The sequence below is a fragment of the Streptomyces marianii genome (assembly GCF_005795905.1).
GTDB classification, from domain to species: Bacteria; Actinomycetota; Actinomycetes; order Streptomycetales; family Streptomycetaceae; genus Streptomyces; species Streptomyces marianii.
The window spans coordinates 3,593,925-3,618,549 of record NZ_VAWE01000001.1 but is presented as its reverse complement, the minus strand read 5'-3'; the positions used below and the strand labels follow the sequence as shown (position 1 = coordinate 3,618,549).

General features: G+C 71.7%; 19 protein-coding genes. 6 read left to right on the top strand and 13 right to left on the bottom strand.

Going from position 1 to position 24,625, the window contains the following annotated elements; all coding sequences use genetic code 11:
* Positions 1-135: 135 nt before the first annotated feature.
* Positions 136-474: a histone-like nucleoid-structuring protein Lsr2 gene (locus FEF34_RS16225; protein ID WP_138053828.1), complete on the top strand. Its 339-nt coding sequence runs from the start codon at positions 136-138 to the stop codon at positions 472-474.
* Here FEF34_RS16225 and FEF34_RS16220 read toward each other — a convergent pair.
* Positions 453-1,055: an SCO3374 family protein gene (locus tag FEF34_RS16220; protein ID WP_138053827.1), complete on the bottom strand. Its 603-nt coding sequence runs from the start codon at positions 1,053-1,055 to the stop codon at positions 453-455. The genes FEF34_RS16225 and FEF34_RS16220 overlap by 22 nt on opposite strands.
* Positions 1,056-1,484: 429 nt before the next feature.
* On the opposite strand from FEF34_RS16220, the gene FEF34_RS16210 reads away from it, so the two are divergent.
* Positions 1,485-4,010 carry an ATP-dependent Clp protease ATP-binding subunit gene (locus FEF34_RS16210; RefSeq protein WP_018892500.1) on the top strand — a complete coding sequence of 842 codons (2,526 nt, stop codon included), beginning with the start codon at positions 1,485-1,487 and terminating at the stop codon, positions 4,008-4,010.
* 177 nt (positions 4,011-4,187) lie between these two features.
* Here FEF34_RS16210 and dacB read toward each other — a convergent pair whose 3' ends face one another.
* The gene (gene dacB / locus FEF34_RS16205; RefSeq protein ID WP_138057516.1) at positions 4,188-5,819 is read right to left on the bottom strand and encodes a D-alanyl-D-alanine carboxypeptidase/D-alanyl-D-alanine endopeptidase; all 1,632 of its coding nucleotides are present in this window, start codon (positions 5,817-5,819) and stop codon (positions 4,188-4,190) included.
* Positions 5,820-5,894: 75 nt separating this feature from the next.
* Entirely contained in the window at positions 5,895-8,909 is a 3,015-nt protein-coding gene (locus FEF34_RS16200) for an NACHT domain-containing protein (protein WP_234042411.1), read from the bottom strand.
* A 504-nt stretch (positions 8,910-9,413) separates the two neighbouring features.
* Here FEF34_RS16200 and FEF34_RS16190 point away from each other — a divergent pair.
* Positions 9,414-10,016, top strand: a complete 603-nt coding sequence (locus FEF34_RS16190; protein ID WP_138053825.1) for a M23 family metallopeptidase — start codon at positions 9,414-9,416, stop codon at positions 10,014-10,016.
* Positions 10,017-10,041: 25 nt separating this feature from the next.
* On the opposite strand, the gene FEF34_RS16185 is transcribed toward FEF34_RS16190, so the two are convergent.
* Positions 10,042-10,605, bottom strand: coding sequence for a TetR/AcrR family transcriptional regulator (locus FEF34_RS16185; protein ID WP_138053824.1), 564 nt, complete (start codon positions 10,603-10,605; stop codon positions 10,042-10,044).
* Positions 10,606-10,834: 229 nt separating this feature from the next.
* Between FEF34_RS16185 and FEF34_RS16180 the strand changes: the two genes are divergently transcribed.
* Entirely contained in the window at positions 10,835-12,349 is a 1,515-nt protein-coding gene (locus FEF34_RS16180; RefSeq protein WP_234043090.1) for an MDR family MFS transporter, read from the top strand.
* Positions 12,350-12,596: 247 nt separating this feature from the next.
* On the opposite strand, the gene cseC is transcribed toward FEF34_RS16180, so the two are convergent.
* From cseC to FEF34_RS41260, 6 genes are all read right to left on the bottom strand, one after another.
* The gene (gene cseC / locus FEF34_RS16175; RefSeq protein ID WP_138053823.1) at positions 12,597-13,916 is read right to left on the bottom strand and encodes a two-component system sensor histidine kinase CseC; all 1,320 of its coding nucleotides are present in this window, start codon (positions 13,914-13,916) and stop codon (positions 12,597-12,599) included.
* Entirely contained in the window at positions 13,913-14,617 is a 705-nt protein-coding gene (gene cseB, locus FEF34_RS16170) for a two-component system response regulator CseB (protein WP_138053822.1), read from the bottom strand. Before cseB ends, cseC begins: the two co-directional genes overlap by 4 nt.
* A 127-nt stretch (positions 14,618-14,744) precedes the next feature.
* On the bottom strand, positions 14,745-15,353 hold the full coding sequence (locus FEF34_RS16165; RefSeq protein WP_138053821.1) for a hypothetical protein: 609 nt from the start codon (positions 15,351-15,353) through the stop codon (positions 14,745-14,747).
* A gap of 92 nt (positions 15,354-15,445) precedes the next feature.
* Positions 15,446-16,024, bottom strand: coding sequence for a SigE family RNA polymerase sigma factor (locus FEF34_RS16160; RefSeq protein WP_138053820.1), 579 nt, complete (start codon positions 16,022-16,024; stop codon positions 15,446-15,448).
* Positions 16,025-16,195: 171 nt separating this feature from the next.
* Positions 16,196-17,146, bottom strand: a complete 951-nt coding sequence (locus tag FEF34_RS16155) for an HhH-GPD family protein (protein WP_138053819.1) — start codon at positions 17,144-17,146, stop codon at positions 16,196-16,198.
* Between the two features lie 343 nt (positions 17,147-17,489).
* Positions 17,490-17,657 (bottom strand): hypothetical protein, encoded by a 168-nt coding sequence (locus tag FEF34_RS41260; RefSeq protein ID WP_171052967.1) that lies wholly within the window; start codon positions 17,655-17,657, stop codon positions 17,490-17,492.
* A 231-nt stretch (positions 17,658-17,888) separates the two neighbouring features.
* Between FEF34_RS41260 and FEF34_RS16150 the strand changes: the two genes are divergently transcribed.
* Positions 17,889-18,701 (top strand): hypothetical protein, encoded by an 813-nt coding sequence (locus FEF34_RS16150; protein ID WP_138053818.1) that lies wholly within the window; start codon positions 17,889-17,891, stop codon positions 18,699-18,701.
* Positions 18,702-19,001: 300 nt separating this feature from the next.
* On the opposite strand, the gene disA is transcribed toward FEF34_RS16150, so the two are convergent.
* Positions 19,002-20,135: a DNA integrity scanning diadenylate cyclase DisA gene (disA, locus tag FEF34_RS16145; RefSeq protein WP_138053817.1), complete on the bottom strand. Its 1,134-nt coding sequence runs from the start codon at positions 20,133-20,135 to the stop codon at positions 19,002-19,004.
* Between the two features lie 44 nt (positions 20,136-20,179).
* Positions 20,180-21,589: a DNA repair protein RadA gene (gene radA, locus FEF34_RS16140; protein ID WP_138053816.1), complete on the bottom strand. Its 1,410-nt coding sequence runs from the start codon at positions 21,587-21,589 to the stop codon at positions 20,180-20,182.
* A 258-nt stretch (positions 21,590-21,847) separates the two neighbouring features.
* On the opposite strand from radA, the gene FEF34_RS16135 reads away from it, so the two are divergent.
* Positions 21,848-23,533: a sigma-70 family RNA polymerase sigma factor gene (locus FEF34_RS16135; protein WP_138057513.1), complete on the top strand. Its 1,686-nt coding sequence runs from the start codon at positions 21,848-21,850 to the stop codon at positions 23,531-23,533.
* Between the two features lie 234 nt (positions 23,534-23,767).
* Here the strand turns inward: FEF34_RS16135 and FEF34_RS16130 are convergent, their stop codons facing one another.
* Positions 23,768-24,598 (bottom strand): hypothetical protein, encoded by an 831-nt coding sequence (locus FEF34_RS16130; RefSeq protein WP_171052966.1) that lies wholly within the window; start codon positions 24,596-24,598, stop codon positions 23,768-23,770.
* Between the last annotated feature and the right edge of the window lie 27 nt (positions 24,599-24,625).

The following is a 24,625-nucleotide window of genomic DNA, read 5'->3' as shown; positions in this document are numbered from 1 at the left end:
GGCACCGAACCCCTATGTCCGAATCGCGTACGTTTCCCGCGTTCCCCGGGTTCTGAACCTCTGCCGAGGGTTTGTGTTTTCCAGGGAAAAGCGGTTTCCTTTCCGCGTACTGCATTTTCGATGAAAGGAAATCCGGTGGCACAGAAGGTTCAGGTCCTTCTTGTCGATGACCTCGACGGCGGCGAGGCGGACGAGACCGTGACGTTCGCTCTGGACGGCAAGACCTACGAGATCGACCTCACCACCGCCAACGCGGACAAGCTCCGCGGTCTACTCGAGCCCTACACCAAGGGCGGCCGGCGTACCGGCGGCCGTGCCTCGGCCGGCCGCGGAAAGGGCCGTGCCGCGACCTCGACGGGCAGCAAGGACACCGCGGAGATCCGGAAGTGGGCGAAGGAGAACGGCTACAGCGTCAACGACCGCGGCCGCGTCCCCGCCGAGATCCGTGAGGCCTACGAGAAGGCCAACGGCTGAGCGTTCGTGTGCGGCCCGCCCGCATACGCGCGCAGCAGACGGGCCCTGTGGCAGGCGTTCGCCGCCGCGTCCACGAGCCGTACGAGGTCGGGGGCGCCCCCACCGCCCCCGGACCCGTCGCCCGGGTGCCCCACGGCGCCGAACGCCGGCAGTGACGGTTCCACCTCGCGCCCCGGCTTCGGGGGCCGCAGCCACACGGCGGCCCCCTGAGGCGCCCAGGCCGGGACCGCGAGCCCCGGGGGCATCGGCGCGGGCACGGATCCGCCCGCCCCGAGGGCGGTCAGCTCCAGGCCGATCCCGCCCCACTCCAGCCAGTCGAGCAGCCCGGGCAGCTCCTCGGCGCTGCCCGCGGCGACCAGGAGCAGAATTCTGTCTCCCGCCCTGGCGACCGGTCCGGTGCGCCGGCAGCGCCGCAACAGAGCCTTCCCGGCGTCCGCCGGCAGCTGCAGCGCGTCGAACCGCAGCCCGGTGATCAGCCGTAGCGGTGGCCCTTCGGCCGTAGCCCAGCCAAGCTCGTTCTTGTACCACCTTGTGCTGCCGTCATCGAGCGGCACGCGAGGTGCCGGGAGAGTGAAGGCCATGACCCGGGAACTCCCGGAAGAACCCGGTGGTTACGCATCGTCGGGCATTTGTCACCCAGGGTGTCGGCGAGGAGGTGGTGAGGGTGTGTTCGAGGGCGCAAGGATGTTCGCCCGTAGCTGAGGGAACCGGTACGCGCCGCATGGAGTGTCGGTCCATACGGGTAAGACATCCCTAGTGGGGACGGGTGACACGCGGGCTTTGGAGTCTCACGTTCGCCATCGGCGTACTGATGGCACGGGTAACTGCCTGGCCTGCGGGAACATCGTCTCGCACCATCGGGTTGGAGCATTTGTCGGCGTTCGGGGCAGGAGGCCACAGACGGGTGTCGGCAGTTGGAATGAGCGGTCCCCGCTTGCGGGACTAAGCTGCGGAAGGACAGGGAGGGGATCGACCCCTAACTGACTGACCGCTCTGAGGAGCGATTAACGATGTTCGAGAGGTTCACCGACCGCGCGCGGCGGGTTGTCGTCCTGGCTCAGGAAGAAGCCCGGATGCTCAACCACAACTACATCGGCACCGAGCACATCCTCCTGGGCCTTATCCACGAGGGTGAGGGTGTCGCCGCTAAGGCCCTGGAGAGCCTCGGGATTTCGCTCGAGGCGGTCCGCCAGCAGGTGGAGGAGATCATCGGCCAGGGCCAGCAGGCCCCGTCCGGGCACATCCCCTTCACCCCTCGTGCCAAGAAGGTCCTGGAGCTGTCGCTCCGGGAGGCTCTTCAGCTGGGCCACAACTACATCGGCACCGAGCACATCCTGCTCGGCCTGATCCGCGAGGGCGAGGGTGTCGCCGCCCAGGTCCTCGTGAAGCTGGGCGCCGATCTCAACCGGGTGCGGCAGCAGGTCATCCAGCTGCTCTCCGGTTACCAGGGCAAGGAGGCCGCCACCGCCGGCGGTCCGGCCGAGGGCACGCCCTCGACCTCCCTCGTTCTCGACCAGTTCGGCCGGAACCTCACCCAGGCGGCCCGCGAGTCCAAGCTCGACCCGGTCATCGGGCGCGAGAAGGAGATCGAGCGGGTCATGCAGGTGCTGTCCCGCCGCACCAAGAACAACCCGGTCCTCATCGGCGAGCCCGGCGTCGGCAAGACCGCCGTCGTCGAGGGCCTGGCGCAGGCCATCGTCAAGGGCGAGGTGCCCGAGACCCTCAAGGACAAGCACCTCTACACCCTCGACCTCGGCGCGCTGGTCGCCGGCTCCCGCTACCGCGGTGACTTCGAGGAGCGCCTGAAGAAGGTCCTCAAGGAGATCCGCACCCGCGGCGACATCATCCTGTTCATCGACGAGCTGCACACCCTGGTGGGTGCGGGCGCCGCCGAGGGCGCGATCGACGCCGCCTCCATCCTCAAGCCGATGCTGGCCCGCGGCGAGCTGCAGACCATCGGTGCGACGACGCTCGACGAGTACCGCAAGCACCTGGAGAAGGACGCGGCCCTGGAGCGCCGCTTCCAGCCCATCCAGGTCGCGGAGCCGTCCCTGCCGCACACCATCGAGATCCTCAAGGGCCTGCGCGACCGCTACGAGGCGCACCACCGCGTCTCCATCACGGACGAGGCGCTGGTCCAGGCCGCGACCCTGGCCGACCGGTACATCTCGGACCGCTTCCTGCCGGACAAGGCGATCGACCTGATCGACGAGGCCGGTTCCCGGATGCGCATCCGCCGGATGACCGCGCCGCCGGACCTCCGCGAGTTCGACGAGAAGATCGCCGGTGTCCGCCGGGACAAGGAGTCCGCGATCGACTCGCAGGACTTCGAGAAGGCAGCCTCCCTGCGCGACAAGGAGAAGCAGCTGCTGGCGGCGAAGGCCAAGCGGGAGAAGGAGTGGAAGGCCGGCGACATGGACGTCGTCGCCGAGGTCGACGGCGAGCTGATCGCCGAGGTCCTCGCCACGGCGACCGGCATCCCGGTCTTCAAGCTGACGGAGGAGGAGTCCTCCCGTCTGCTCCGCATGGAGGACGAGCTCCACAAGCGCGTCATCGGCCAGAAGGACGCCATCAAGGCGCTGTCCCAGGCGATCCGGCGTACGCGTGCCGGCCTGAAGGACCCGAAGCGCCCCGGTGGTTCGTTCATCTTCGCCGGCCCGTCCGGTGTCGGTAAGACCGAACTGTCCAAGACACTGGCCGAGTTCCTCTTCGGCGACGAGGACGCGCTGATCTCCCTCGACATGTCGGAGTTCAGCGAGAAGCACACGGTCTCCCGCCTCTTCGGTTCCCCGCCCGGATACGTGGGCTACGAGGAGGGCGGCCAGCTCACCGAGAAGGTCCGCCGCAAGCCGTTCTCCGTCGTCCTCTTCGACGAGGTCGAGAAGGCCCACCCCGACATCTTCAACTCCCTTCTCCAGATCCTGGAGGACGGTCGCCTGACCGACTCCCAGGGCCGGGTCGTGGACTTCAAGAACACGGTCATCATCATGACGACCAACCTCGGCACCCGGGACATCTCCAAGGGCTTCAACCTGGGCTTCGCAGCCCAGGGCGACGTCAAGACCGGCTACGAGCGGATGAAGGCCAAGGTCAACGACGAGCTGAAGCAGCACTTCCGGCCGGAGTTCCTCAACCGTGTCGACGACACGGTCGTCTTCCACCAGCTGTCCCAGGACGACATCATCCAGATCGTCGACCTGATGATCGCCAAGGTGGACGAGCGGTTGAAGGACCGCGACATGGGCATCGAGCTCAGCCAGGAGGCCAAGCTCCTGCTGGCGAAGAAGGGCTACGACCCGGTCCTGGGCGCCCGGCCGCTGCGCCGCACGATCCAGCGGGAGATCGAGGACCTGCTCTCCGAGAAGATCCTCTTCGGCGAGCTGCGTCCCGGTCACATCGTGGTGGTCGACACCGAGGGCGAGGGTGAGGAGAAGAAGTTCACCTTCCGCGGTGAGGAGAAGTCGGCTCTGCCGGACGTCCCGCCGATCGAGTCGGCGGCCGGCGGCAGCGGGCCGAACCTGTCGAAGGACGCCTGAGCGTCCTGAGCACACGTCGAAGGGGCTGCCCCCGGGCCTTCGGGTCCGGGGGCAGCCCCTTTGCGGTGCCGCCCGGTCAGGCGGCGGACTTCCGCAACGGCGGCCCACGCCGGGTGGCCGACGACACCGGTCGCCGGGGCCCGGACCGCGCCTCCCCGCGGTCCGGGCCCTGGCGCATCAGCAGACATCGGGTTTCCGCCAGGTGCATTCGAGATCCGAGGGTGCCTTCCGGTCGGCGCTTCGCAGGCCCGGTACGGAGGGCGCCGCGGCGATCGTGCCGGCGGCCGTGTCGGACCCGGCCAGCGTCACCACGATCGCGTCCTCGATGCTCTTCACGGAGGACGCGAGATAGTTGTTGAGCACGATGCTGAAGACCAGTTCGCGGCCGGCGGCGTCCTCGACGTATCCGGAGAGGGCCGAGGCCCCGGTCAGGGACCCGGTCTTGGCGCGGGCGCCGAGCGCCGCCGGGGTGTTGCACATCCGGTTGCGGAGCGTGCCGCCGACGGCGCGGTCGGGGTGGCAGGCGACGGGCAGGGACGCCTGCCAGCCGGCGTACCAGGGCGCGTCCCGGACCGCGAGCAGCAGGCGGGCGAGCTGGTCGGCGGGGAAGACGTTCATCCTGGACAGCCCGGAGCCGTCGACCTGGCGCAGCTTCGCGGCTTCGACGCCCTCCTTCTCCAGATAGCCGTCGACGGCGGAGAGTCCCGCGCTCCAGGTGCCGCTTCCGGACGTCTCGTAGCCGATCGCCTTGGTCAGCGTCTCGGCGTGCATGTTGTTGGACAGCTTCATGAACGGGAGCATCAGCTCCTTCAGCGGCATGGAGCTGTGGGTGGCGAGGACCTTCGCGCCGGGCGGAGTGGGCCTGCCCAGGCGCGGGGTGCCGGTGACGCGTACGCCGTGCTCGGCCAGGGCGTCGGCGAACACGGCAGCGGCGTAGCCGGTGGGCTCCCACACGGTGATCCACTCCTTGGTGGTGGACCCGCCGACCGGGATGTCCCCGCCGACCACGATGGTGTTGGTGCCGTGCTCGCGCTCGACGGCGAGGGTGTCGGCCTGCCCGGCGGGGACGGTGCTGCCCCGGACGTCGACCCGCACGTAGTCCGTCGGCGGGGTGAGCTTCACCTCCGGCCTGTCGCCGGGTGCGGCGCCGGGTGACGCCTCCACGACGACGGTGCCGGAGTCGTAGTCGGTGTCGGGTGCGACGGTCAGCGGCGAGATCTGGGCGGAGTAGTACGAGGACTCGTCGTCGGCGGCCCAGGACCGGCCCAGGCGGCCGGTGTCGAATCGGGTGTCGTCGGCGACGACTCGACCGGTGACCCTGCGGATGCCCGACTCCCGCAGCCGGGCGGCGAGTCCTTCGTAGTCGGAGGCGAGCGTGGTGGGGTCGCCCCCGCCGCGGAGGTACAGGTCCCCGTGCAGGACCGAGCCGTATCGGCGGCCGGTGGACAGCACTTCGGTACGGAACCGGTAGCCGGGGCCGAGCAGGGCCATCGCGGCGGCCGATGTGGCGAGTTTCGTGTTGGACGCGGGCATCAGCCGGTCGCCGGCGTCGCGTTCGTAGAGCCGTTCCCCGGTGGTGGCGTCGGCGACGACGACGCTCGCGGCACCGCCGTCCATCCGGGGGTCGGCGAGGATCGTGTCGATCGCGCCCTTGAGTCCGGTGTCCGAGGGCCCTGCCCCGGCGGGCGCGCTGCCGCCGCTCCAGGTGAGCGCGGCTACGAGGAGAAGGGTGAGCGGCCAGGTCCGGGCGCGGCGGACACCGCGGAGGAAGGGGTCGCGGCGGCCGTGCCCGCGTGGTTTCGGGCTCATCACGGGTCTGCTCATGTCACAGGAGGATGGCGGACGGGACCCGGGGCCGGAAGGAGGCGTGACGCAACGCCCGTGTCATTCAGGTAGTCTGACGGACAGTGAGACACGTGCGGCGAGGTCGTCCGCCCCCAGGAACAGGGTGGGGTCGCCGACGAGGAGGACCCGGCGCAGCCCGTCGACGGCCGTGAGCGGAGACAGGTCGACCGGTTCGTCCTGCCACAGGTGCACGACGGAGAGGGAGGGAAGGCCGGGGAAGAGAGCCGCGATGCGGCGCAGGTTCGGTACCGCCCGCCTCAGCTCCACCTGGACCCCCTCCGTGTCCGGCACCCTCTCCACGACGGCCAGTTGGCTGTCGTCGAGGAGGAGCGTGGTGAGGGGGCCCACGGCCGAGAGGTCGGTGAGAGCGGGGCAGCGGTCGATCTCGACGTCCTCCGGCGACGCGGGCGCGTCCGCCAGCCAGGTGAGGTCGGTGAGCTGCGGGTTCTGGGAGATGCGGACCGCTGGAGGGGCACAGGACCGGACGGTCGCGGTGATGAGCTCACCTGGCAGGTCCCCCTGGAAGTGCACCGCGCGGCCGCCGGCGAGGGCGGCGACCGAGCGGGCCTGCTCGGCGTTGCGCACCGTGAAGTAGAGCCCTGACGGGTCGACGGCGGCGATCACGTCCCTGGCGTACTCGTCGTGGCCGTACCGGTCCCAGGCCCACACGAGCTGCGAGCGCACCCGCACCGAGGGATGTTCGGCGTACCGGGCGAGGAAGGGGACCGCCGCTTCGGAGCCGACGAGCGAGGCGGTGACGACCGTCATGCGCGCCACGTCGTCGTCGGCCGCGTGTTCGGGCCCCGGCAGCAGGTCGAGCACCAGGGGACCCGCGGCGGACAGGGCACGGGCCTCCTCGACGGTCCTCGGCGGAATGGCCTCGGCCGTACGGCTCAGCAGCGTCTCGCGGACGGAGGGCGCGATCTCCGTGGCCTGTTCCATCGCCGCCGCCGCGACCACCAGGATCCGCAGCTGGGTGGCGCGGTCGGGTGCCGCGTCCGCCGCGGCGAGCAACTCCGTGAAGATCTCGGCGCGTTCGCGCGGCCGCGCATGGGCCACGCTCATCCGGATCACGTCCTCCCACTGGTCGTCCGCCGCATGCCGGGTGAGGACTCCGATGTGCCACTCGTCCACGATCGCCTTGGCCGCGAGGAAGTCCTGGAAGGTGCGGTGCACGAAGTCCACGGCACCGGGGGAGGATTCGCGCAGCAGTCCGCTGCGGTGCAGCAGATGACCGAAGACGGCCTGGGGGTCCCCGGCGGCGGCCGCCTCGGGAACCGCCGGGACCGCTCCCGTGACCAGCGACTCCGCTCGTGAACGATCCATCTGCGTACGCCCGTTGAGCGTCATCCAGTACGCCAGGCGCTGGACGAGCTGGATCTGCGGTGCCTCCGCGAGGTCGACGCCGGAGGGTGCCCCCAGGTCCCGCTCCCGGTCGCGGCGGGTGAGCAGCATCGTGAGCGCCGCCTCGTAGAGGGCCCTGCGGCCGCGAGGGAGGAAGCCGCGCCGGTCGCGGTGGAGTGCGCAGATGAGTCCGCACATCAGGGGGTTGGTGGCGAGGGCGGCGAGGTCCCGTTTGCCGCGGAGGGCGTCTTGGAGCGGCTGCTCGTACGTCCCCGCGTCGGCGCCCGCAGCACGGTGCCAGCGCTGCACGAACGCCGTGACCGCGCGGCGGCTCATGGGCGAGAGAGTGAGGTCGGTGAAGCCGTCCGGGGCGAGCCAGTCGTCGCGTACGGCGGAGGGGCGGGAGGTGACGAGCCAGCGGTTGCCGTCGCCGTACGCGCCCAGCAGGTCGCGCAGCCAGCGTCGGGTGCGGCTCCGCTCCGCCTCGGGGACCTCGTCGAGGCCGTCGACGAGGATCAGCCCGCGGCCGGCGGTGAGGACCCGGTCCGCCCAGCCCTCGGGCGGGGTGAGGGGGCAGCCCACGGCCGACAGGAATCCGCCGGGGCCGGGCAGCCGCTCGCCGTGGCGGGTGAGGGTGCGCAGGGGCAGGACGAAGGGGACGCGGTCGTGGAGGTAGGCCATCCGCCCGTCGGGATCCTCCCCCGCGGTGCGGCTCGCGGACACGGCCAGCCACTGGACGAGGGTGGTCTTCCCGGAGCCGGCGACGCCGCGGAGCAGCACCCGGTCGTGGGCGGCGAGGGTCTGGTCCGCTTGCACGGGTTCCGCCTCCGGCCCGTCCGTGACGCTCGCCCTCCGCAGCCACCGGACGCCGTCGTCCGGCGGCTCCGGGCGGGCGTGCGGCACAGTGGGCCGGTCCCCGGGCGGGTCGGTCCGGGGGTCGGCGGCCGGCCCGACCGCGGCCGGTCCGGTGGGCCGGTCCCCGGACGGTCCGGTCCGGGCGGAGGCCTCCAGGCAGAGGTAGGCCACGTCCAGCGGCCACTCGTCCGGTGCCTCGTGCAGGTCGATGCCGTAGATCGTGAGGTGCCCGTACCTCCGCCCGACGTACGGGAGGTAGCGGCGCTCGAACGCCGTGTCACGGGCGTCCGTACGCGGCACGCGCAGGATCAGCTCGTCGAGTTTCGCGATCAGCTCGGCCTGGGTGCGGCTCTGCTCGACGAGGGTGCGGGCGACGAAGGACGACCGCTGGGTGAAGAACTGCAGGATGTGGAGGCAGGCCCACTCGGTGATCGAGTCGAGGTAGAGGGTGGCGTCCGCGGACAGGCCCTCGGCCGCGCTCCGTGCCGCGGGGGTGGCGCGCAGTCGCCGGGCGAGTTCGCGGTGGCCGTGGCGGACGGCCTGGACGTCGTCCATCTCCAGGTCGCCCAGGGCCAGCAGGCTCCGGGACAGGGCGTCCGCGACGGCTTCGGCCTCGTCACCGGGAAACGGCGGCTCGCCGGGCCGGGTCAGCGACTCCCGGACGAGGGTGCCCGCGAGCCTGCGGACGTCCCGCTCGGTGAGGGTGCGCTTCTCGCCCCGGAAGGAGACCAGGCCCGCGAGTCGCACGGGGCGGTCGGTGAGGGCGGCGCCGCCGCCCTCCTGCACCAGGAGGCGCCTGACGAGGGGGGAGAGCACCGCCGATGCGAGGCGGGTGCCGATCAGTGCGGGCTCCATCGGCCTCTCTCCCGTGTCCCGAGGGGCGTATCCACTCAAATTGGGCACTTCGGGCTCATCGTCCGAAGTCCGTCAGCGCCTCCGGCTAACGGGACTTTGGTCCCGAAACGGAAGGTCTTTGGTCCCACCGGCCGTGACAAGGCGCACAGGCGATTCCGAGCCTACTAGGTGGCTTAGTGGGGGTGCGGGGCCGCGCTTCGGGCTTTTCGGGCCGTCGTGGGCGGGTGCGCCGGACGTCCGGGCCCGGTGTGGCGGCGGTCCGGACCGGACAACGCATCCGTGCAGCCCCCACGTGCGAATAAACCATTCTTCGTCCGGAGATTTCGGGCAATAGGGGACAGGGAATCCGCTGACGTCAAGGGTCCCGCTCACAGGCGCGAACCTACGACGAGATGTCGTAGATGGGGTGTTTGAGTCGGCTTGGGGGCGCGGGTTACCAAGGTGTCGCCCCGGTGCTCAGGCATCGGGTCGCTTCCCGCCCCACAGCCCGGAGGTTCTCCCCGCATGTCGAAGCGCATCACCCCCACCCGTTTCCTTCCGTCCGCGCTCCGTACCCGTGGTGCCGTCGTGGCCGCCGGACTCGGCGCCGCGATGGTCGTCGGGGCCGGTGCCGGTGTCGCGTCCGCCGACACGGTGAAGGGCTCGGTCGCCGCCGAGGCGAAGCCCGCGGCGAAGAAGGCCAAGGCCAACGCGTGGGTCAAGCCGGTCTCGGGCTACACCCTGACCGCCAGCTTCAACCAGGGCGGCGCCATGTGGTCCAACAAGCACTCCGGCCAGGACTTCGCCGTTCCGGTCGGCACCCCGGTGAAGGCCGCCAGCGGCGGTGTCGTCGTCAAGGCCGGCCCGAACGGCGGCGGTGACGGTCCGGCGTACGGCAACGCCATCGTGATCAAGCACGGCAACGGCAAGTACTCGCAGTACGCGCACCTGTCGAAGATCAACGTGCACGTCGGCCAGAGCGTGAACGCCGGCAAGCTCATAGCCCTGTCCGGCAACACCGGCAACTCGTCCGGCCCGCACCTGCACTTCGAGATCCGTACGACCCCGAACTACGGCTCGGCCCTGAACCCGGCGAACTTCCTGCGCGCCCAGGGCGTCACCATCTGACGCTCGCCGCGACGGCCGCCACGGCTCACCCCCGCGGGCCGTGATGGGCCTGCGACACCAGATCGACGGCGACCTCGAGGACGGCTTCACGCTTGTCCTCGGGGTCGCCTTCGACGTGCTGCATGAAGAACATCCCGGCGTGCATCGTGAACAGCGCGCTGACGCAGCGCACCCGGTCGGTCAGGGCCAGGCCCGGCTCCTGGATCAGCCGGGTCATGGTGATCATGCGCTCCTTGAAGGTCTCGCCGATGCTCAGCTCACGCACGGTCGCCTGGTTCTCCTGCATGAAGCGGAAGAGCGGGTAGGCGCCGACGAGCGCCTCCTGGTAGCGGCGCAGGATCTCCTGCTTGGTCTCCAGGGTGTGCGGTTGCTCCTCGGCCCAGGCGATGAGCTCGTCGATGGGCCGCGTCAGGTCCTGGAACAGGCTGATGACGATGTCTTCCTTGGTCTTGAAGTGGTAGTAGAGCGCCGCTTTCGTCACATCGAGCCGCTCGGCGATCTCGCGCAGCGACGTCTTCTCATAGCCCTGCTCGGCGAAGAGTTCCAGGGCTACGTCCTGAATGCGCTGGCGGGTGTTGCCTCTGGCCATGGGGGCTCTCCTGGGGCGGAAACTTACTTGACGACCGGCTAGTTCCGTGACTACCTTCCCCAGTGTAATGAACTAGCCGGGCGGCAAGTAAGTGCACAGGGGAGTGGGACGGGTGGCAGCACAGGCAGCAGATCGGGGAGCGGGGTCCGGTGGGCCCGAACCCGCCGGGGCGGGCGGGGCCGCGGACGGCCCGTCCACCGCTCCGCAGTCGCGCGGCGTCCGCGTCGTCCTGCTCGCGCTCATGATCGCGATGCTCCTCGCGATGCTCGACAACATGATCATCGGGACCGCGATGCCGACGATCGTCGGTGAACTCGGCGGCCTCGCCCACCTGTCCTGGGTGGTCACCGCGTACACCCTGGCCACGGCCGCCTCCACCCCCATCTGGGGCAAGCTCGGCGACATGTACGGCCGCAAGGGCGTCTTCCTCACCTCGATCGTCGTCTTCCTGATCGGCTCGGCCCTCAGCGGAATGGCCCAGGACATGGGCCAACTGATCGGCTTCCGAGCCGTCCAGGGCCTGGGTGCCGGGGGTCTCATGGTCGGCGTGATGGCGATCATCGGCGATCTCATACCGCCCCGGGAGCGCGGCAGGTACCAGGGCATGATGGCCGGTGTGATGGCCCTCGCCATGATCGGCGGGCCGCTGGTCGGCGGCACGATCACCGACCACTGGGGCTGGCGCTGGAGCTTCTACATCAACCTGCCGCTCGGCGCGGTCGCCCTCGCGATGCTCGGCGTCGTGCTGCACCTGCCGAAGCCCGACCGGACGGCCAAGGTCCGGGTCGACTACCTCGGGGCGGCGCTGCTCACGGTCGGTATCACCGCGATCGTACTCGTCACCACCTGGGGAGGCACGGAGTACGCCTGGGACTCCGCGGTGATCCTGGAGCTCATCGCGATCGGCGTCGCCGCCCTCGTCGGCTTCGTCTTCGTTGAGACCAAGGTCGCGGAACCGATCATGCCGCTGCACATCTTCCGGAGCCGCAACTTCACCCTGATGTCGGTGATCGGTTTCCTGATCGGCTTCGTGATGTTCGGTGCCGTGCTCTTCCTGCCGCTGTTCCAGCAGTCCGTGCAGGGCGCCTCCGCCACCAACTCCGGGCTGCTGCTCCTGCCGATGCTGCTGTCGATGATGGTCGTCTCGCTCATCGCGGGACGGTTCACCACCAGCAGCGGCAAGTACAAGATCTTCCCGATCGTCGGGGGTGCCCTGATGGTGGCCGGGCTCTTCCTGCTCGCGCAGATGGACACGGGCACCTCGCGGCTCACCTCGGGCCTCTACATGGCGGTCCTCGGCGCCGGCATGGGCTTCCTGATGCAGATCACGATGCTGGTCGCGCAGAACAGCGTCGAGATGAAGGACATGGGCGTCGCCTCCTCGGCGACCACCCTCTTCCGCACCCTCGGCTCCTCCTTCGGCGTGGCGATCATGGGTGCCCTCTTCACCTCCCGGGTCCAGGACGAGATGGCCGCACGGGGTGGGTCGGTGGCGACACAGCAGTCGGCACAGCTCGACGCCGCGAGTCTGGCGAGACTGCCGGAGCAGGTGCGGGAGGCCTACCAGTCCGCGGTGGCCTCCGGTACGCACTCCGCGTTCCTGCTCGGCTCCGCGATCGCGGTGATCGGCTTCCTGGCGGCGTTCCTGGTCAAGGAAGTGCCGCTGAAGGGCGCCGGCCCGGCCCGCACGGAGGGCGATTCGACCGGTGCTCCCGATGGCGCGAAGGTCTCCGAGGAGGTCTGACCTCGGGCGCGGATGCGCGACGGCCCCCCGTGCACGGCACCGGGGGCCGGCTGCCGTGCGGGCCGCCGTCGAGGGTGCGTACGGCGTCGGGCGGACGGACGGACACCGGGAAGCGCGGACGAGGTGAACGCGGGCCCGATGGCATGCCCGCTCGCTCGTCCGCCACGGCCGCGGCCACCGGGGACGGACGGCCCGTCGGTCGCTGCGCCGGGAGCGATCCGAGCGGGGGCGTTCCGCCGGGAAGCGATCAGTCCGGGAACGTCGGTCTGCGGAAACTTCCCGTGTTCGTCGGCGCGTGCTCCGGCAGCCAGAGCACGGCGATCGCACCTCCGGCGGTGCCCGGCCCCACGACGCCCTCCGGGGCCGCGTTGCGGAAGGTCAGCCGGGCGCCGAGGACCCGGGCCTGGCCCGCGGCGATGGTGAGGCCCAGCCCGTGGCCCGTTCCCGCACGGTCGCTCGCGCCGGTGCGGAAGCGGCTCGGCCCCTCGCGCAGCAGCGCCTCCGGGAAGCCGGGACCGTGGTCGCGGACCCGGACCACCCGGCCCTCGACCGTGACCTCGATCGGCGGCCTGCCGTACTTGGCCGCGTTGGTCAGCAGATTCAGCAGGATCCGCTCCAGCCGCCTCGGGTCCGTACTGACCCACGACTCGTGTACGACGCTGATCCCGACCTCGGGGTCGAGCACCGCGACCCGGCGGCTGACGAACTCGCCCAGGGCGATCTCCTGGAGCTCGGCCCGCTCCGAAGCGCCGTCCAGCCGTGCCACCTCCAGCACGTCCTCGACCAGGGTGCGCATGGCTCGCGCCCGGTCCCGCACCAGCTCGGTGGGGCGGCCCGGCGGGAGCAGCTCCGCCGCCGTCAGCAGTCCGGTCACCGGTGTGCGCAGCTCGTGTGCGATGTCGGCGGTGACCCGGCGTTCGGCCTCTATGCGTTCGTTGAGCGCGTCGGTCAGGGCGTCGACCGCCCGCGCCAGCTCGTCGGTCTCGTCGCGTACGACGCCGCCGACGGCCTCCCGGACCCGTACGTCCGTGTTGCCCTGGGCCACCCTGCCCGCCGCCGCGGCGGCCTTCCGCAGGCGGCGCGAGAGCTGTCCGCCGATGAGCACGCCCAGCGCGCAGCCGCCGAAGACGACCGACACCGAACCGATCACGAGGGCGCGGTCGAGGTCCTTCATGATGTCGGCGCTGCGGTCGGGTATCCGGCTGTGCAGGGAGAGCACATCGCCGTTGCTCAGCGGCACGGCCGCCCAGATGTCGGGCGCCGGGCCCTCCCCCTGCACATAGGTGGCCATCCGTCCGTCGGCGAGCAGGCTGCGCAGCGGGCGCGGCAGTTCAGGGTCGTTGAGCTTGGAGCCGAGCTTCGGCTCGGTCCTCGGTTTCGTGGTCTCGTAGATGCGCTGGGCGAAGAGCAGCCGGCTCATCTGCAGATCACGCGAGGTCTCGAGCATCGACACCCGGGCGGCGTTGTGGACCACCAGGCTCAGCGCGATCGCGATCAGTGCACCCACCGCGGCGATCGCGATGCTGATCTTCCAGCGGACGCCGGTGCGCAGGGCCGGTCTCCTCATGCCTTGAGCTTGTACCCGAAGCCGCGGACCGTTTCGATCCGGTCCTGCCCGATCTTCGTGCGGAGCCGCTGCACATGGACGTCGACGACGCGGGTGTCCCCGCCCCAGCCGTAGTCCCAGACGCGCTCCAGCAGCTTGTCGCGCGAAAGCACCGTGCCGGGCGCGGAGGAGAACTCCAGCAGCAACCGCATCTCCGTGGGCGTGAGACCGATCGGACGGCCGTCCCGGCGTACCTCCATGCCCTCCGTGTCGACCTCCAGGTCGCCGAAGACCAGCACTCCGCGCTCGCCCGGACGGCCCGGCTCGCCCGAGTCGCCCGCGACCCCGCCCGCGTGGCCGAAGCGGCGCAGCACGGCACGTATCCGGGCGACCAGTACGGCACCGTCGAACGGCTTCGTGACGTAGTCGTCGGCCCCGGCCTCCAGGCCGAGGACCACGTCGATCGAGTCCGCCCGTGCCGAAAGCATGATCACGGGCACGGTCGACTCGTCCCGGATCCTGCGGCACAGGCTGACCCCGTCGAGACCGGGCAGCATCACGTCGAGCAGCGCGATGTCGGGCCTGTTCGCGCGGAACGCCTCGAGACCGGCCAGCCCGTCCGGCATGGCGGTCACCGTGAAACCGTCGCGCTCCAGCGCCAGCTGGGTGGCCTCACGGATGACGTCGTCGTCCTCGACGAACAGCACATGTGTCTCGGCCATCCCTCAGCTCTCTCGGCTCTCGTCTCTCGATCGTCGTCTGCGGCCGTCCGCAGTTCCCGGTACCTCCCGGCCGCTGCCGGCGGCGCTGCGCGGGCCGTCCGGCGGCACGGCCGGCTCGGGGCGCGGGTCAGTTCTCGCTCGGCACCGGCGTCGGCGGCGGCTCCGCCTCGCCGCCGACGACCCGGCTGTACTCGTTCTGCACCCGGTCGTGCTCGGTGAACTTGTTCCCCGACCAGCGGTAGGTGGTCACGATCTCGCCGGAGGGGTACGTGACAGGGTCGTCCTTCGCGTAGACCTGCTGGGTGACGACGAGGTCCCCGCGGTCGATCGTCGCGTAGACGGCGGGCTCCTCCTTCGCGAAGACATTCTCGTACGTCCCGTCCGTCGCCCGGTACACATACGTACCGATCCCCACGGCATCCCCGCACGTCATCAGATTCACCACCACGTCCGGTGTCGTCGGGTTGTCCGTGAGGCTCCCGTACGAGGTGTCGATCGCGTAGGCGTCGGCCGCGCACGGCCGGAGATCGGCCTTGACCCCCTTGCTGACCTTGGGGTCGCTCTTGAGCAGCGCGACCGCGTCCACCTTCTTCACCGGAGAGGTCGTGGCGGTCGGCGACGTCGTCGACGGCGACTGGGCCACCGGGTCCGTACGCGCCGGACCCTCGTCGCGGGTACCCATGCCGCCGGTGGAGCATCCCGCCGCGAGCAGGCCGAAGGCGGCGAGGCCGGCCATCGCCGTGCCACTCGCCGCCCACGGGCCCGGGAGCCGTCCGAAGGGGGGACCGCCCCGCGGGCCGGTCCCGTCCCCGGGGCCGGCCCCTCTGATCAGGCCGCGCAACGCTCCTGCCCCCGTTCCTCACGCCCTGCGTGCGACTGGTTCCCGTGATCCGAACGCTCCGTGGTCCGGGCGTTCAGCTCACGGCTCTCCAGCTCCTGGCGGAGCCTGGCGAGCGCCCGGTGCAGCGTGCTCTTCACGGTACCCGCCGACATGCCGAGCGCGGCGGCCGTCTCCTCGGTGCTCATCTGCTCCCAGTGCCGCAGCACGACCACGCTGCGCTGCTTGGGCGCGAGTACCTTCAGGACGTCCATGAGCAGGGCCCGGTCCGCGTGCTGCTCGGTGACGTCCTCGACGCTGGCGTCCGGCAGCTGCTCGGTGGGGACCTCCTCCAGCTTGCGGGCCCGCCACCATTCCGTACGCGTGTTGATCATGACGCGGCGCAGATAGGCGTCGGCGAGGGACTTGTCGGCTATCCCGTCCCACCGGCCGTAGGTCCGCACCAGCGCGGTCTGCAGCAGGTCCTGGGCGTCGACCGGGTCGGGGACGAGCCGTCGTGCGCTGCGCAGCAGAGCCTCCTGCCGCGTGCGGACGTACTCCTCGAACTCGAGCACCTCTGCGTGCGCCATTCCAACCGCCTCCGTTCCCCGTTCCAGCCTCGTGACACGCCGTGTGTTTCCGTGGTCTCGCTTACGCCACAAGAAGCTACGGAGCAGTTGTCACGAGGCTGTGCGGAGAAGCCGTCGGAGGGCGCACGGCCATCCATCGGTTGTGTAACAGGAGGGTCAGGCCGCCGATTCTCAGGTCAGCGGCAACCGGAACCGGTCATTCTCCAGAGGTTCGACCAATCCGTCCGATACCAGGCCGTCCAGGGCGCGGGCCCGCTGGACGGGCTCGTCCCAGACCCGGTCGAGCACGGCGCGCGGCACCGGTCGCACGGCCTCCCGGAGCACCGCGAGGAGCTTGCCGCGCACCTGGCGGTCCGTACCGGCGTAGGTCTGGCCGCGCCGGGGCGGTCCGTCGTGGGCCGGCTTGCCGGCGAGGCGCCAGGCGCACACCCCGGCCACGGGGCACCGTCCGCAGTCCTCGTTGCGCGCGGTGCAGACGAGTGCGCCCAGCTCCATGGAGGCTGCGGCCCAGCGGGCCGCCTTCGGCTCGTCGTCCGGCAACAGCGCGCGGGCCAGCCGGCGTTCGGCCGCGGTCGTCGCGTTCGGCGGGTACTGGACTCCGGTGACCGCGCGGGCGAACACCCGGCGGACGTTGGTGTCCAGGACCGGGTGGCGCTGCCCGTAGGCGAACGACGCCACGGCGGCGGCCGTGTACTCGCCGATCCCGGGCAGTGCGAGCAGCTGGGCGTGCTCGCTGGGTACGTCACCGCCGTGCCGCTCCGTTATCGCGACCGCGGCTCCGTGCAGCCGCAGTGCCCGGCGGGGGTAGCCCAGGCGGCCCCAGGCGCGCACGGCCTCGCCGGGGGCCTCAGCGGCCAGGTCCGCGGGGCGCGGCCAGCGGGCCAGCCACTGCTCGTACACCGGGAGGACCCGGTTGACGGGGGTCTGCTGCAGCATGAACTCGCTGACCATCACCCCCCACGCACCGGCCTCGGGGCGGCGCCAGGGCAGGTCGCGGGCGTGCTGGTCGAACCAGGCGAGGACGGGGGTGTGGAGGTCGGCGGTGGCCTCGGCGGCGCCGGGCACACCGTCCTGGTCGGAGGGGACGTCGGTCACGGAGGAGGGCATCTCGGTCGCAGTCATGGCACCTCCGATCCTGGCATGTTCAGCGCCGGACGCGGCGTATGCGCTCCGGGCGGACCGTGACGGGGTCCGGGTCGGAGTACACGGCCGCGTCCGGATCGGTGTATTTCCCGGTCTGTCCGCGCCAGTGCGCCCGTGCGCCCGGGGCGTCGGGCGGCCGCCCCCGGTGGGGCTGCGGCCCGCGGGCCTCCCCGCCGTGGGACCGGCCGGGACGGACCACCGCGCCGGGGGAGACGCCCGGCCCGGTCGCACGGGGCTCCACGTCCAGGGCCGCCGTGCCCGGCAGCCGGCCGCGTTCACGTCGTGCGGTGGCCCCCGGCGAGGATGCGGGAGCAGGCCGTGATCAGGAGGTGGGAGCGGTGAGCCGGGCGATCCACGGCCGTACCGGGCACGAGCGCGGCCCGGCGGTCGTCGAGGGGGCGCTCGGAACGACCAGCCGTCCGTCGGCCGGCACGGCACCGGGGGCGCGCACGGCCCCCGCGACGGCGCGGTACGGACGCTCCTCGTCCACCGGCGAACGGACGCTCCTCGTCCACCGGCGAGTTGAGGGACTCACCGCACACACGGCCCGGAGCGGTGGCGGGCAGGGGCCGGCGGTCGGGCCCGCGGCTCCCCTCGGGGCCCTGCCGGGCACTTCAAGGCGGCCGGAATCAGGGGCGCATGATGATGATCCGCACATTCGGGAACCATGTGCGGCGGGTGGGGCCGGAGTTGCCCGCCGATCTCTCGTACAGTTCGGTACGTGGGATCTCTGCGCAATCCGGTCGGGCCCCTTCCCTCCTCCATCTACTGGCGGCGGAGGGCGGTCGCGCTGCTGCTGTTCGCGCTGCTCGCGCTGCTGATCGCCTGGGCCGTCAGCTCCGGCGACACCGGCAGCCGAACGGGCGAAGACGGCAAGCCGGGCGGCACCGAGCCCGCGCCCTCCATCACGCCGGGCCCCAGCGGCTCGGGCCCCGCGATCAGCGAACAGCCGGGCGGCCGCGACGAGTCGGGCGGCACCGGCGAAGGCAGCGGCACCGGCGGCGACGCGGGCACGGGTACGGACACCGGCGGCGGCGACGGCAAGAACGGTGACCCGGGGGCGGGCGGCGCGGCGAACGGCGGCGGAACCGGCCCGGCCGAGCAGGTCCCGGCGGGTTCATCCCTCCCCGACTGCGCCCCGGGCGCGGTCGGGTTGACGGTGCGCAGCGTCAAGCCCGCCTACGCACCGGGAGAGCGCCCCCGGTTCGAACTCTCCGTGCACAACGGCTCGTCCGTGACCTGCAAGGCCGATGTCGGGCCCAAGAACGCGGTGTTGACCGTGTCCGCCATCAACGACGGCGAGAACGACAAGGTGTGGTCCTCGAAGGACTGCCCGACCGCGGGCGGTTCCCTCCTCCTGAAGGTCCCTGCGGGCCGGACCGTGACCCACACCGTGGGCTGGGACCGGCGCAGAAGCGCCCCGCAGTGCGCGACCCCGCCGTCCACTCCCGCGGCCCCCGGCTCGTACCTGCTGGAAGCCGCGTTCCCGGGCACGTCGGTGGCTCCGGCGTCGTTCCGGCTGGAGAAGGACTAGAAGCGTCCTGAAGATCTTGAAACTGTGCCCGGTCTGCCCTGGTTTGCAGCGATTGACATTTACGCGATTGACATTTACCGGCAATCCGGGGTGAGCCGGGCGGCCAGAGCAAGTTCTTCATCGGTGTTCTAGGGCTGGGTCGGTTCCGGCCGGAGAGGGCAGGTGCGGTCCCGGCCGGGCAAGGGCGGGTGCCGTCTCCGGCCGGGCGAGGGCCGGTTCGGAGATCGGGGGGCGCCGCGTGCGGCCGCTGTCCGTAGCGCGCCACCTGCCGGGTTGTGGCCGTACGCCTGCCCGCGGCCGTCAGACGTAGCGCTCCAGGATGGACGACTCGGCGAGGCGCGACAGCCCCTCGCGGACGCTGCGGGCGCGGGCCTCTCCGACGCCGTCGACCGTCTGGAGGTCGTCGACACTGGCGGCCAGGAGCTTCTGCAGGCCGCCGAAGTGCTCGACGAGCCGCTCGATGATCGCGCCGGGCAGCCTGGGCACCTTGGCCAGCAGCCGGTAACCGCGCGGCGAGACCGCGGAGTCGAGCGTCTCGGGCGAGCCGCTGTACCCCAGGGCGCGCGCCACGATGGGCAGTTCCAGCAGCTCGGCGTGCGTCAGGTCGTTGAGCTCGGCGAGCGCCTCGTCGACCGTGCGGGAGCGTTTCGCGGTCGGTTCCGGGACGTAGTCGCGGATGACGAGACCGCGCTCCGGCTCCACACCGGCGATCAACTCGTCGAGCTGGAGCGCGAGGAGCCGGCCGTCGGTACCGAGCTCCACCACGTACTGCTCGATCTCGGTGGCGATACGCCGCACCATCTCCAGCCGCTGCGCGACCGCCGTGACATCCCGCACCGTCACCAGGTCCTCGATCTCCAGGGCCGAGAGCGTGCCGGCGACCTCGTCCAGCCGGAGTTTGTAGCGCTCCAGCGTGGCCAGTGCCTGGTTCGCCCGGGACAGGATCGCCGCGGACTCCTCCAGGACCCGCCGCTCGCCGTCCACGTAGAGCGCGATGAGGCGCATCGACTGGGACACGGAGATGACGGGGAAGCCGCACTGCTTGGAGACGCGGTCCGCCGTCCGGTGCCGGGTGCCGGTCTCCTCGGTCCGGATCGACGCGTCGGGGACGAGCTGCACACCGGCCCGGTGGATCTTGGTGATGTCCTTGTCGAGGATGAGCGCGCCGTCGAGCTTGCACAGTTCGCGCAGTCGTGTGGCCGTGAACTCCACGTCCAGCACGAAGCCGCCCGTGCACATGGATTCGACCGATTTGTCCATTCCCAGGACGATGAGGCCGCCCGTGTTGCCTCGAAGAATGCGCTCGAGACCGTCACGCAGGGCGGTGCCCGGGGCGACCGCGCTGAGCGAGGCGCGCATCAGCGCGTCCGTGCCGGATCCCCCGGGGCCTCCGCCGGACTTTCCGGGTGCTGAGCCCCGGTCGTTGGCTGCCACTGCACTCCTCCGGCTCGTACGGGCGGGCGAGACCAGGGCAAAGTCTACCGGCGCGCGTCGTCCGCCCGTGGGGCCTCTGCCCTACGCCCGCGCGGGAGCACTCTCAGCGCGTCCCCCATGTCGGCGACTTCCGTGACCTTCATACCAGGCGGGACCCTGCCCGGATCGGACGGGACCAGCGCGTGTGTGAAGCCCAGACGGTGCGCCTCGGCCAGCCGGCGCTGGACGCCCGTGACGCGTCTCACCTCGCCTGCGAGCCCCACCTCGCCGATCGCCACCAGGTTCTTCGGCAGCGGGGTGTCACTCGCGGCGGAGGCCAGCGCCAGGGCGACCGCGAGGTCCGCCGCGGGCTCGGAGAGCTTCACACCGCCGACCGTCGCGCTGTAGATGTCCCTTTTGCCCAGGGCGCTGATCCTGCCCCGCTGCTCGAGCACGGCCAGCATCATCGACACCCGGGAGGTCTCCAGCCCGGAGGTGGTGCGCCGGGGCGAGGGGATCTGCGAGTCGACGGTCAGCGCCTGCACCTCGGCGACCAGCGGGCGGCGGCCCTCCAGGGCCACCGTGAGGCACGTGCCCGGTACGGGCTCGTCGCGCCGGGTGAGGAACAGCCCACTGGGGTCGGCGAGTCCGGTGATGCCCTCGTCGTGCAGTTCGAAACAGCCGACCTCGTCCGTGGCCCCGTAGCGGTTCTTGACGCCCCGTACGAGGCGCAGTCGCGCGTGCCGGTCGCCCTCGAAGTGGAGCACGACGTCGACGAGATGCTCCAGCAGCCGGGGGCCGGCGATCGCCCCGTCCTTGGTGACGTGGCCCACCAGCAGCGTGGACATGCCGCGCTCCTTGGAGGCGCGGATCAGCGCTCCCGCGACCTCCCGGACCTGTGCCATCCCGCCCGGTGCGCCGTCGATCTCGGGGGAGGCAACCGTCTGGACCGAGTCCAGGACCAGCAGGGAGGGCTTGACCGCGTCGAGATGCCCGAGGACGGCGGACAGGTCGGTCTCGGCCGCGAGGTACAGGTGGTCGTGCAGCGCGCCGATCCGGTCGGCGCGCAGCCGGACCTGGCTCGCGGACTCCTCGCCCGTGACGTAGAGGGTGCGGTGGTCGTCGCCAGCCGCCTTCGCCGCGACGTCGAGCAGGAGTGTGGACTTCCCGACGCCCGGCTCACCCGCGAGGAGCACGACGGCGCCCGGTACCAGCCCCCCGCCGAGCACCCGGTCCAACTCGTCGACGCCGGTCGTGCGGGCCGCCGCCCGGCGCCCGTCCACCTGGCCGATGGGCAGGGCGGCGTTGGTGACCCGGCCGGCGGCGGTCGTGCGGACCGCGGGCGCGCCTTGTTCCTCCACCGTGCCCCACGCCTGGCATTCGGGGCAGCGGCCGAGCCACTTGGCGGTCGTCCATCCGCATTCAGTACAGCGGTAGGACGGCCGGTCCTTCGAGGTCTTCGTACGGGCAGCCATGCGGGAAACCGTAGCGGCGCGCACCGACAGCGCGCCCACGGGTGCCCGGACGGGGAGCCGCGCAGCCCGGGGCGGCCCGCGCGGGAGGGACACGCACATGCGTTGCGCATAGGCCAGGTTGGTAACCACAATCACCCGCACCGTGGCAAATGCCGCTGTTCTCTTTCGAGGGATCGCTTCACCCGTATGGATTAAATGCGCTCAAGTCGCGCGAAGGGTGTGCCAATGGCTGCCTACGGTCGCCAGGTGACGAGCCGCATGCTGGAGCCCCCCGCGCAAACCACCGGCGCACACCGCGCACTCCGCCGTGCGCGGCCGGCGCTCGGGCAGACCCCGTCCGCGCGCTACGAGCCCCATCTGGACGGGCTGTTCACCTACTGCCTGTCCGTGCTGTGCGACCACGGCGCCGCGACGGCGGTGCTCGGAGAGGTCCTGGCCGTCGCCGAACGGCATCACGGGCGCGGCCCCGCCGACGAGGAGCGGCGGAAGGCCTGGCTGTACGCACTAGCCCGCTGGGCCTGCCTGCGTGCACTGGGCGAGCAGCGCCGCCGGAGGCACCAGGGACCGGGGGCGCACGCCGCCCGACCGGGCGCGCACGCCCGAGGGGCCGCCGCCCCGGAGGACCAGGGCGAGCCCCTGGTGCCTCCCGAGACCGAGGAGCGGCACCGGGCGGAGCTCGCCCGGCTGGCCTGGCCCGAGGCCGCGGGCACCACTCCCGAGCAGCGGGAGGCACTGGAACTCGCCGTGCGGCACGGGCTGGGTTCCCGTGACGTCGCCGCCGTGCTCGGGATGGAGCCGGCCAGCGCACGCGAACTGCTCTCGTCCGCCGCCTGCGAGGTGGAGCGCACCCGTGCCGCGCTCGCCGTCGTCGAGACCGGCAACTGTCCCTCCGTCGCCCGGCTCACCGCGGACCGCAGGGTGCTGCTCTCCGCCGCACTGCGGCGTGAGCTCGTCCGTCACGTCGACGACTGTCCGCGCTGTCGCCGATCGGCCGAGCGGGCGGGTGCCTCGGGACCGTGGCCGGGGTCGACGGTCACGCCCGCCGCACTCCCCCTGGTCGCCGCGCCCCGTGCCGAGGCGCACGCGGCGTTGCCGCACCTCCCGCGCGCCCGCGCCGCAGCGCCCCGCTTCGGCCGCGACGGCTTCCCCCTGGACCCCAAGGACCACGCCGCCCGACGCAGCCGGCTGCGGGCCCGCGCCGTCACCACCACCGTGGTCGCGACCGTCGTCGCCGCGCCCGTGCTCGCCCTCTGGGCCGCCTACCGGGGCGCCCCGCTGACCGGCGAGGCACGCGAGGACTCCTCGGTCTCCGCGAGCGAGGCCGACGCGGCGCAGCCCGTGGGCGGCGTCCCGTACGACCGGTACGAGAACGCCGGCAACGCGCGTCGGGACGCCGCGGACTCCCTGGTCGCCGGCGGGCTGCCGCGCCCCGGGGCCGGTGGAGTCACCGTCGAGGTGATCAGCCCCGGCCTCCCTCCCGGCTCCGCCGGGGCGGATGGACAGGGCTTCGGCCGGCTCTCCGTGGAGGCGCGACCGTACGGCGGGTCCACGATGCTCACCCTCACCGCCTCCGGCGGTGCCCCGGTTTCCTGGTCCCTGTGGACGGACGTGCCGTGGCTCTACGCCGACCGCGTCTCCGGCACGCTGGCTCCGGGGCGGTCGGTCGTCGTCCGCGTCCATGTCGACCACGCTGCCGAACCGGCGGGTCCGTGGAGCGCCCGTGTCGGTGTCGACCCCGCTGGAACGGTCCTGCAGATCCGGGGGGAGGGGGCGCCGCAGACCTCGCCGTCGTCGGAGCCTCCGCCGTCCGAGCCGCCGTCCTCGGAACCTTCGTCCTCGGAACCTCCGCCGTCGTCCTCGGAACCTCCGCCGTCGGAGCCGCCGTCGTCGGCGACCGGTCCCTCCCCGCCGCCGCTGAGTGAGGCCCCGGCCACGCCAGGCTGACGAAGCGTTTTGCCTCGGTGCCCCGGTGCCCCGGTGTGAGAAGCCGTGGACCAGGCGGGACCGCCGGGCGCCGGGCGGTCCCGCCTCAGCAGGCAGCCGCACGGTCGCGATCCGCGTGGTCGCGCGTCGTCCGCCCGGCACGGTCGAAGGCTGCGGCCCGCACGCCCGCCGGGTCTGCGATCTCGCGGCGTCAGCGGGCGGCCGCCGGTCAGGCGTGCTCTTGCCGGGATCCCGCTACGCGGGATCCGCCGGGTGGGGAGCCAACAGCGGCAGCTGCGAGGCCAGCCGCGCCTCGCACAGCTCCACGAGCACGTCGTAGGCCGCCTTGCCCATCAGCTCCGTCAGTTCGGGCCGGTAGGTCACATAGACCGGATCCCCCGCGCCGTGCGCCGACGTTGCCGAGGTGCACCACCAGTGCAGGTCGTGACCCCCGGGGCCCCAGCCCCTGCGGTCGTACTCGCCGATCGAGACCTGGAGGACCCGCGTGTCGTCCGGCCGGTCGATCCATTCGTACGTGCGGCGGATCGGCAGCTGCCAGCACACGTCGGGCTTGGTCTCCAGCGGCTCCCGGCCCTCCTTGATCGCCAGGATGTGCAGCGAGCAGCCCATGCCGCCCGCGAAGCCCGGCCGGTTCTGGAAGATGCAGGAGCCCTTCCAGCGCCGCGTCTGCCGGTCACCGTCCTCGTTGACCTCGGCCCAGCCCGACGCGCGGCCGATGTCGTGGAACTCCCAGACCTCTGGGGTGAGACGTGCCACATGCTCGGCGACCCGCCTCTCGTCGTCCTCGTCGGAGAAGTGCGCACCGAGCGTGCAGCAGCCGTCGTCCGCACGGCCCGCCTGGATGCCTTGGCAGCCGCTGCCGAAAATGCAGCTCCAGCGCGAGGTCAGCCACGTCAGGTCGCAGCGGAAGAGCTGTTCGTCGTCCGCCGGGTCCGGGAACTCGACCCAGGCCCGCGGAAAGTCCAGGCCCTTCTCGTCCGGTTCGGCCTGCGAAGGGTCGTGAGAGGTGACAGGGGGCTTCTTCGGCTGGGCTTTGTCCTGCTTCGCCTTTTTCGTCTTTGGCACGACTCCAGCGTATGCGCGTCGCCGCAG

Coding starts and splice junctions, on each gene's coding strand:
- FEF34_RS16220 (WP_138053827.1), bottom strand. CDS start 1,055: ATGGCCTTCACTCTCCCGGCACCTCGCGTGCCGCTCGATGACGGCAGC.
- FEF34_RS16210 (WP_018892500.1), top strand. CDS start 1,485: ATGTTCGAGAGGTTCACCGACCGCGCGCGGCGGGTTGTCGTCCTGGCT.
- dacB (WP_138057516.1), bottom strand. CDS start 5,819: ATGAGCCCGAAACCACGCGGGCACGGCCGCCGCGACCCCTTCCTCCGC.
- FEF34_RS16200 (WP_234042411.1), bottom strand. CDS start 8,909: ATGGAGCCCGCACTGATCGGCACCCGCCTCGCATCGGCGGTGCTCTCC.
- FEF34_RS16190 (WP_138053825.1), top strand. CDS start 9,414: ATGTCGAAGCGCATCACCCCCACCCGTTTCCTTCCGTCCGCGCTCCGT.
- FEF34_RS16185 (WP_138053824.1), bottom strand. CDS start 10,605: ATGGCCAGAGGCAACACCCGCCAGCGCATTCAGGACGTAGCCCTGGAA.
- cseC (WP_138053823.1), bottom strand. CDS start 13,916: ATGAGGAGACCGGCCCTGCGCACCGGCGTCCGCTGGAAGATCAGCATC.
- cseB (WP_138053822.1), bottom strand. CDS start 14,617: ATGGCCGAGACACATGTGCTGTTCGTCGAGGACGACGACGTCATCCGT.
- FEF34_RS16165 (WP_138053821.1), bottom strand. CDS start 15,353: ATGGCCGGCCTCGCCGCCTTCGGCCTGCTCGCGGCGGGATGCTCCACC.
- FEF34_RS16160 (WP_138053820.1), bottom strand. CDS start 16,024: ATGGCGCACGCAGAGGTGCTCGAGTTCGAGGAGTACGTCCGCACGCGG.
- FEF34_RS16155 (WP_138053819.1), bottom strand. CDS start 17,146: ATGACTGCGACCGAGATGCCCTCCTCCGTGACCGACGTCCCCTCCGAC.
- radA (WP_138053816.1), bottom strand. CDS start 21,589: ATGGCTGCCCGTACGAAGACCTCGAAGGACCGGCCGTCCTACCGCTGT.
- FEF34_RS16135 (WP_138057513.1), top strand. CDS start 21,848: ATGCTGGAGCCCCCCGCGCAAACCACCGGCGCACACCGCGCACTCCGC.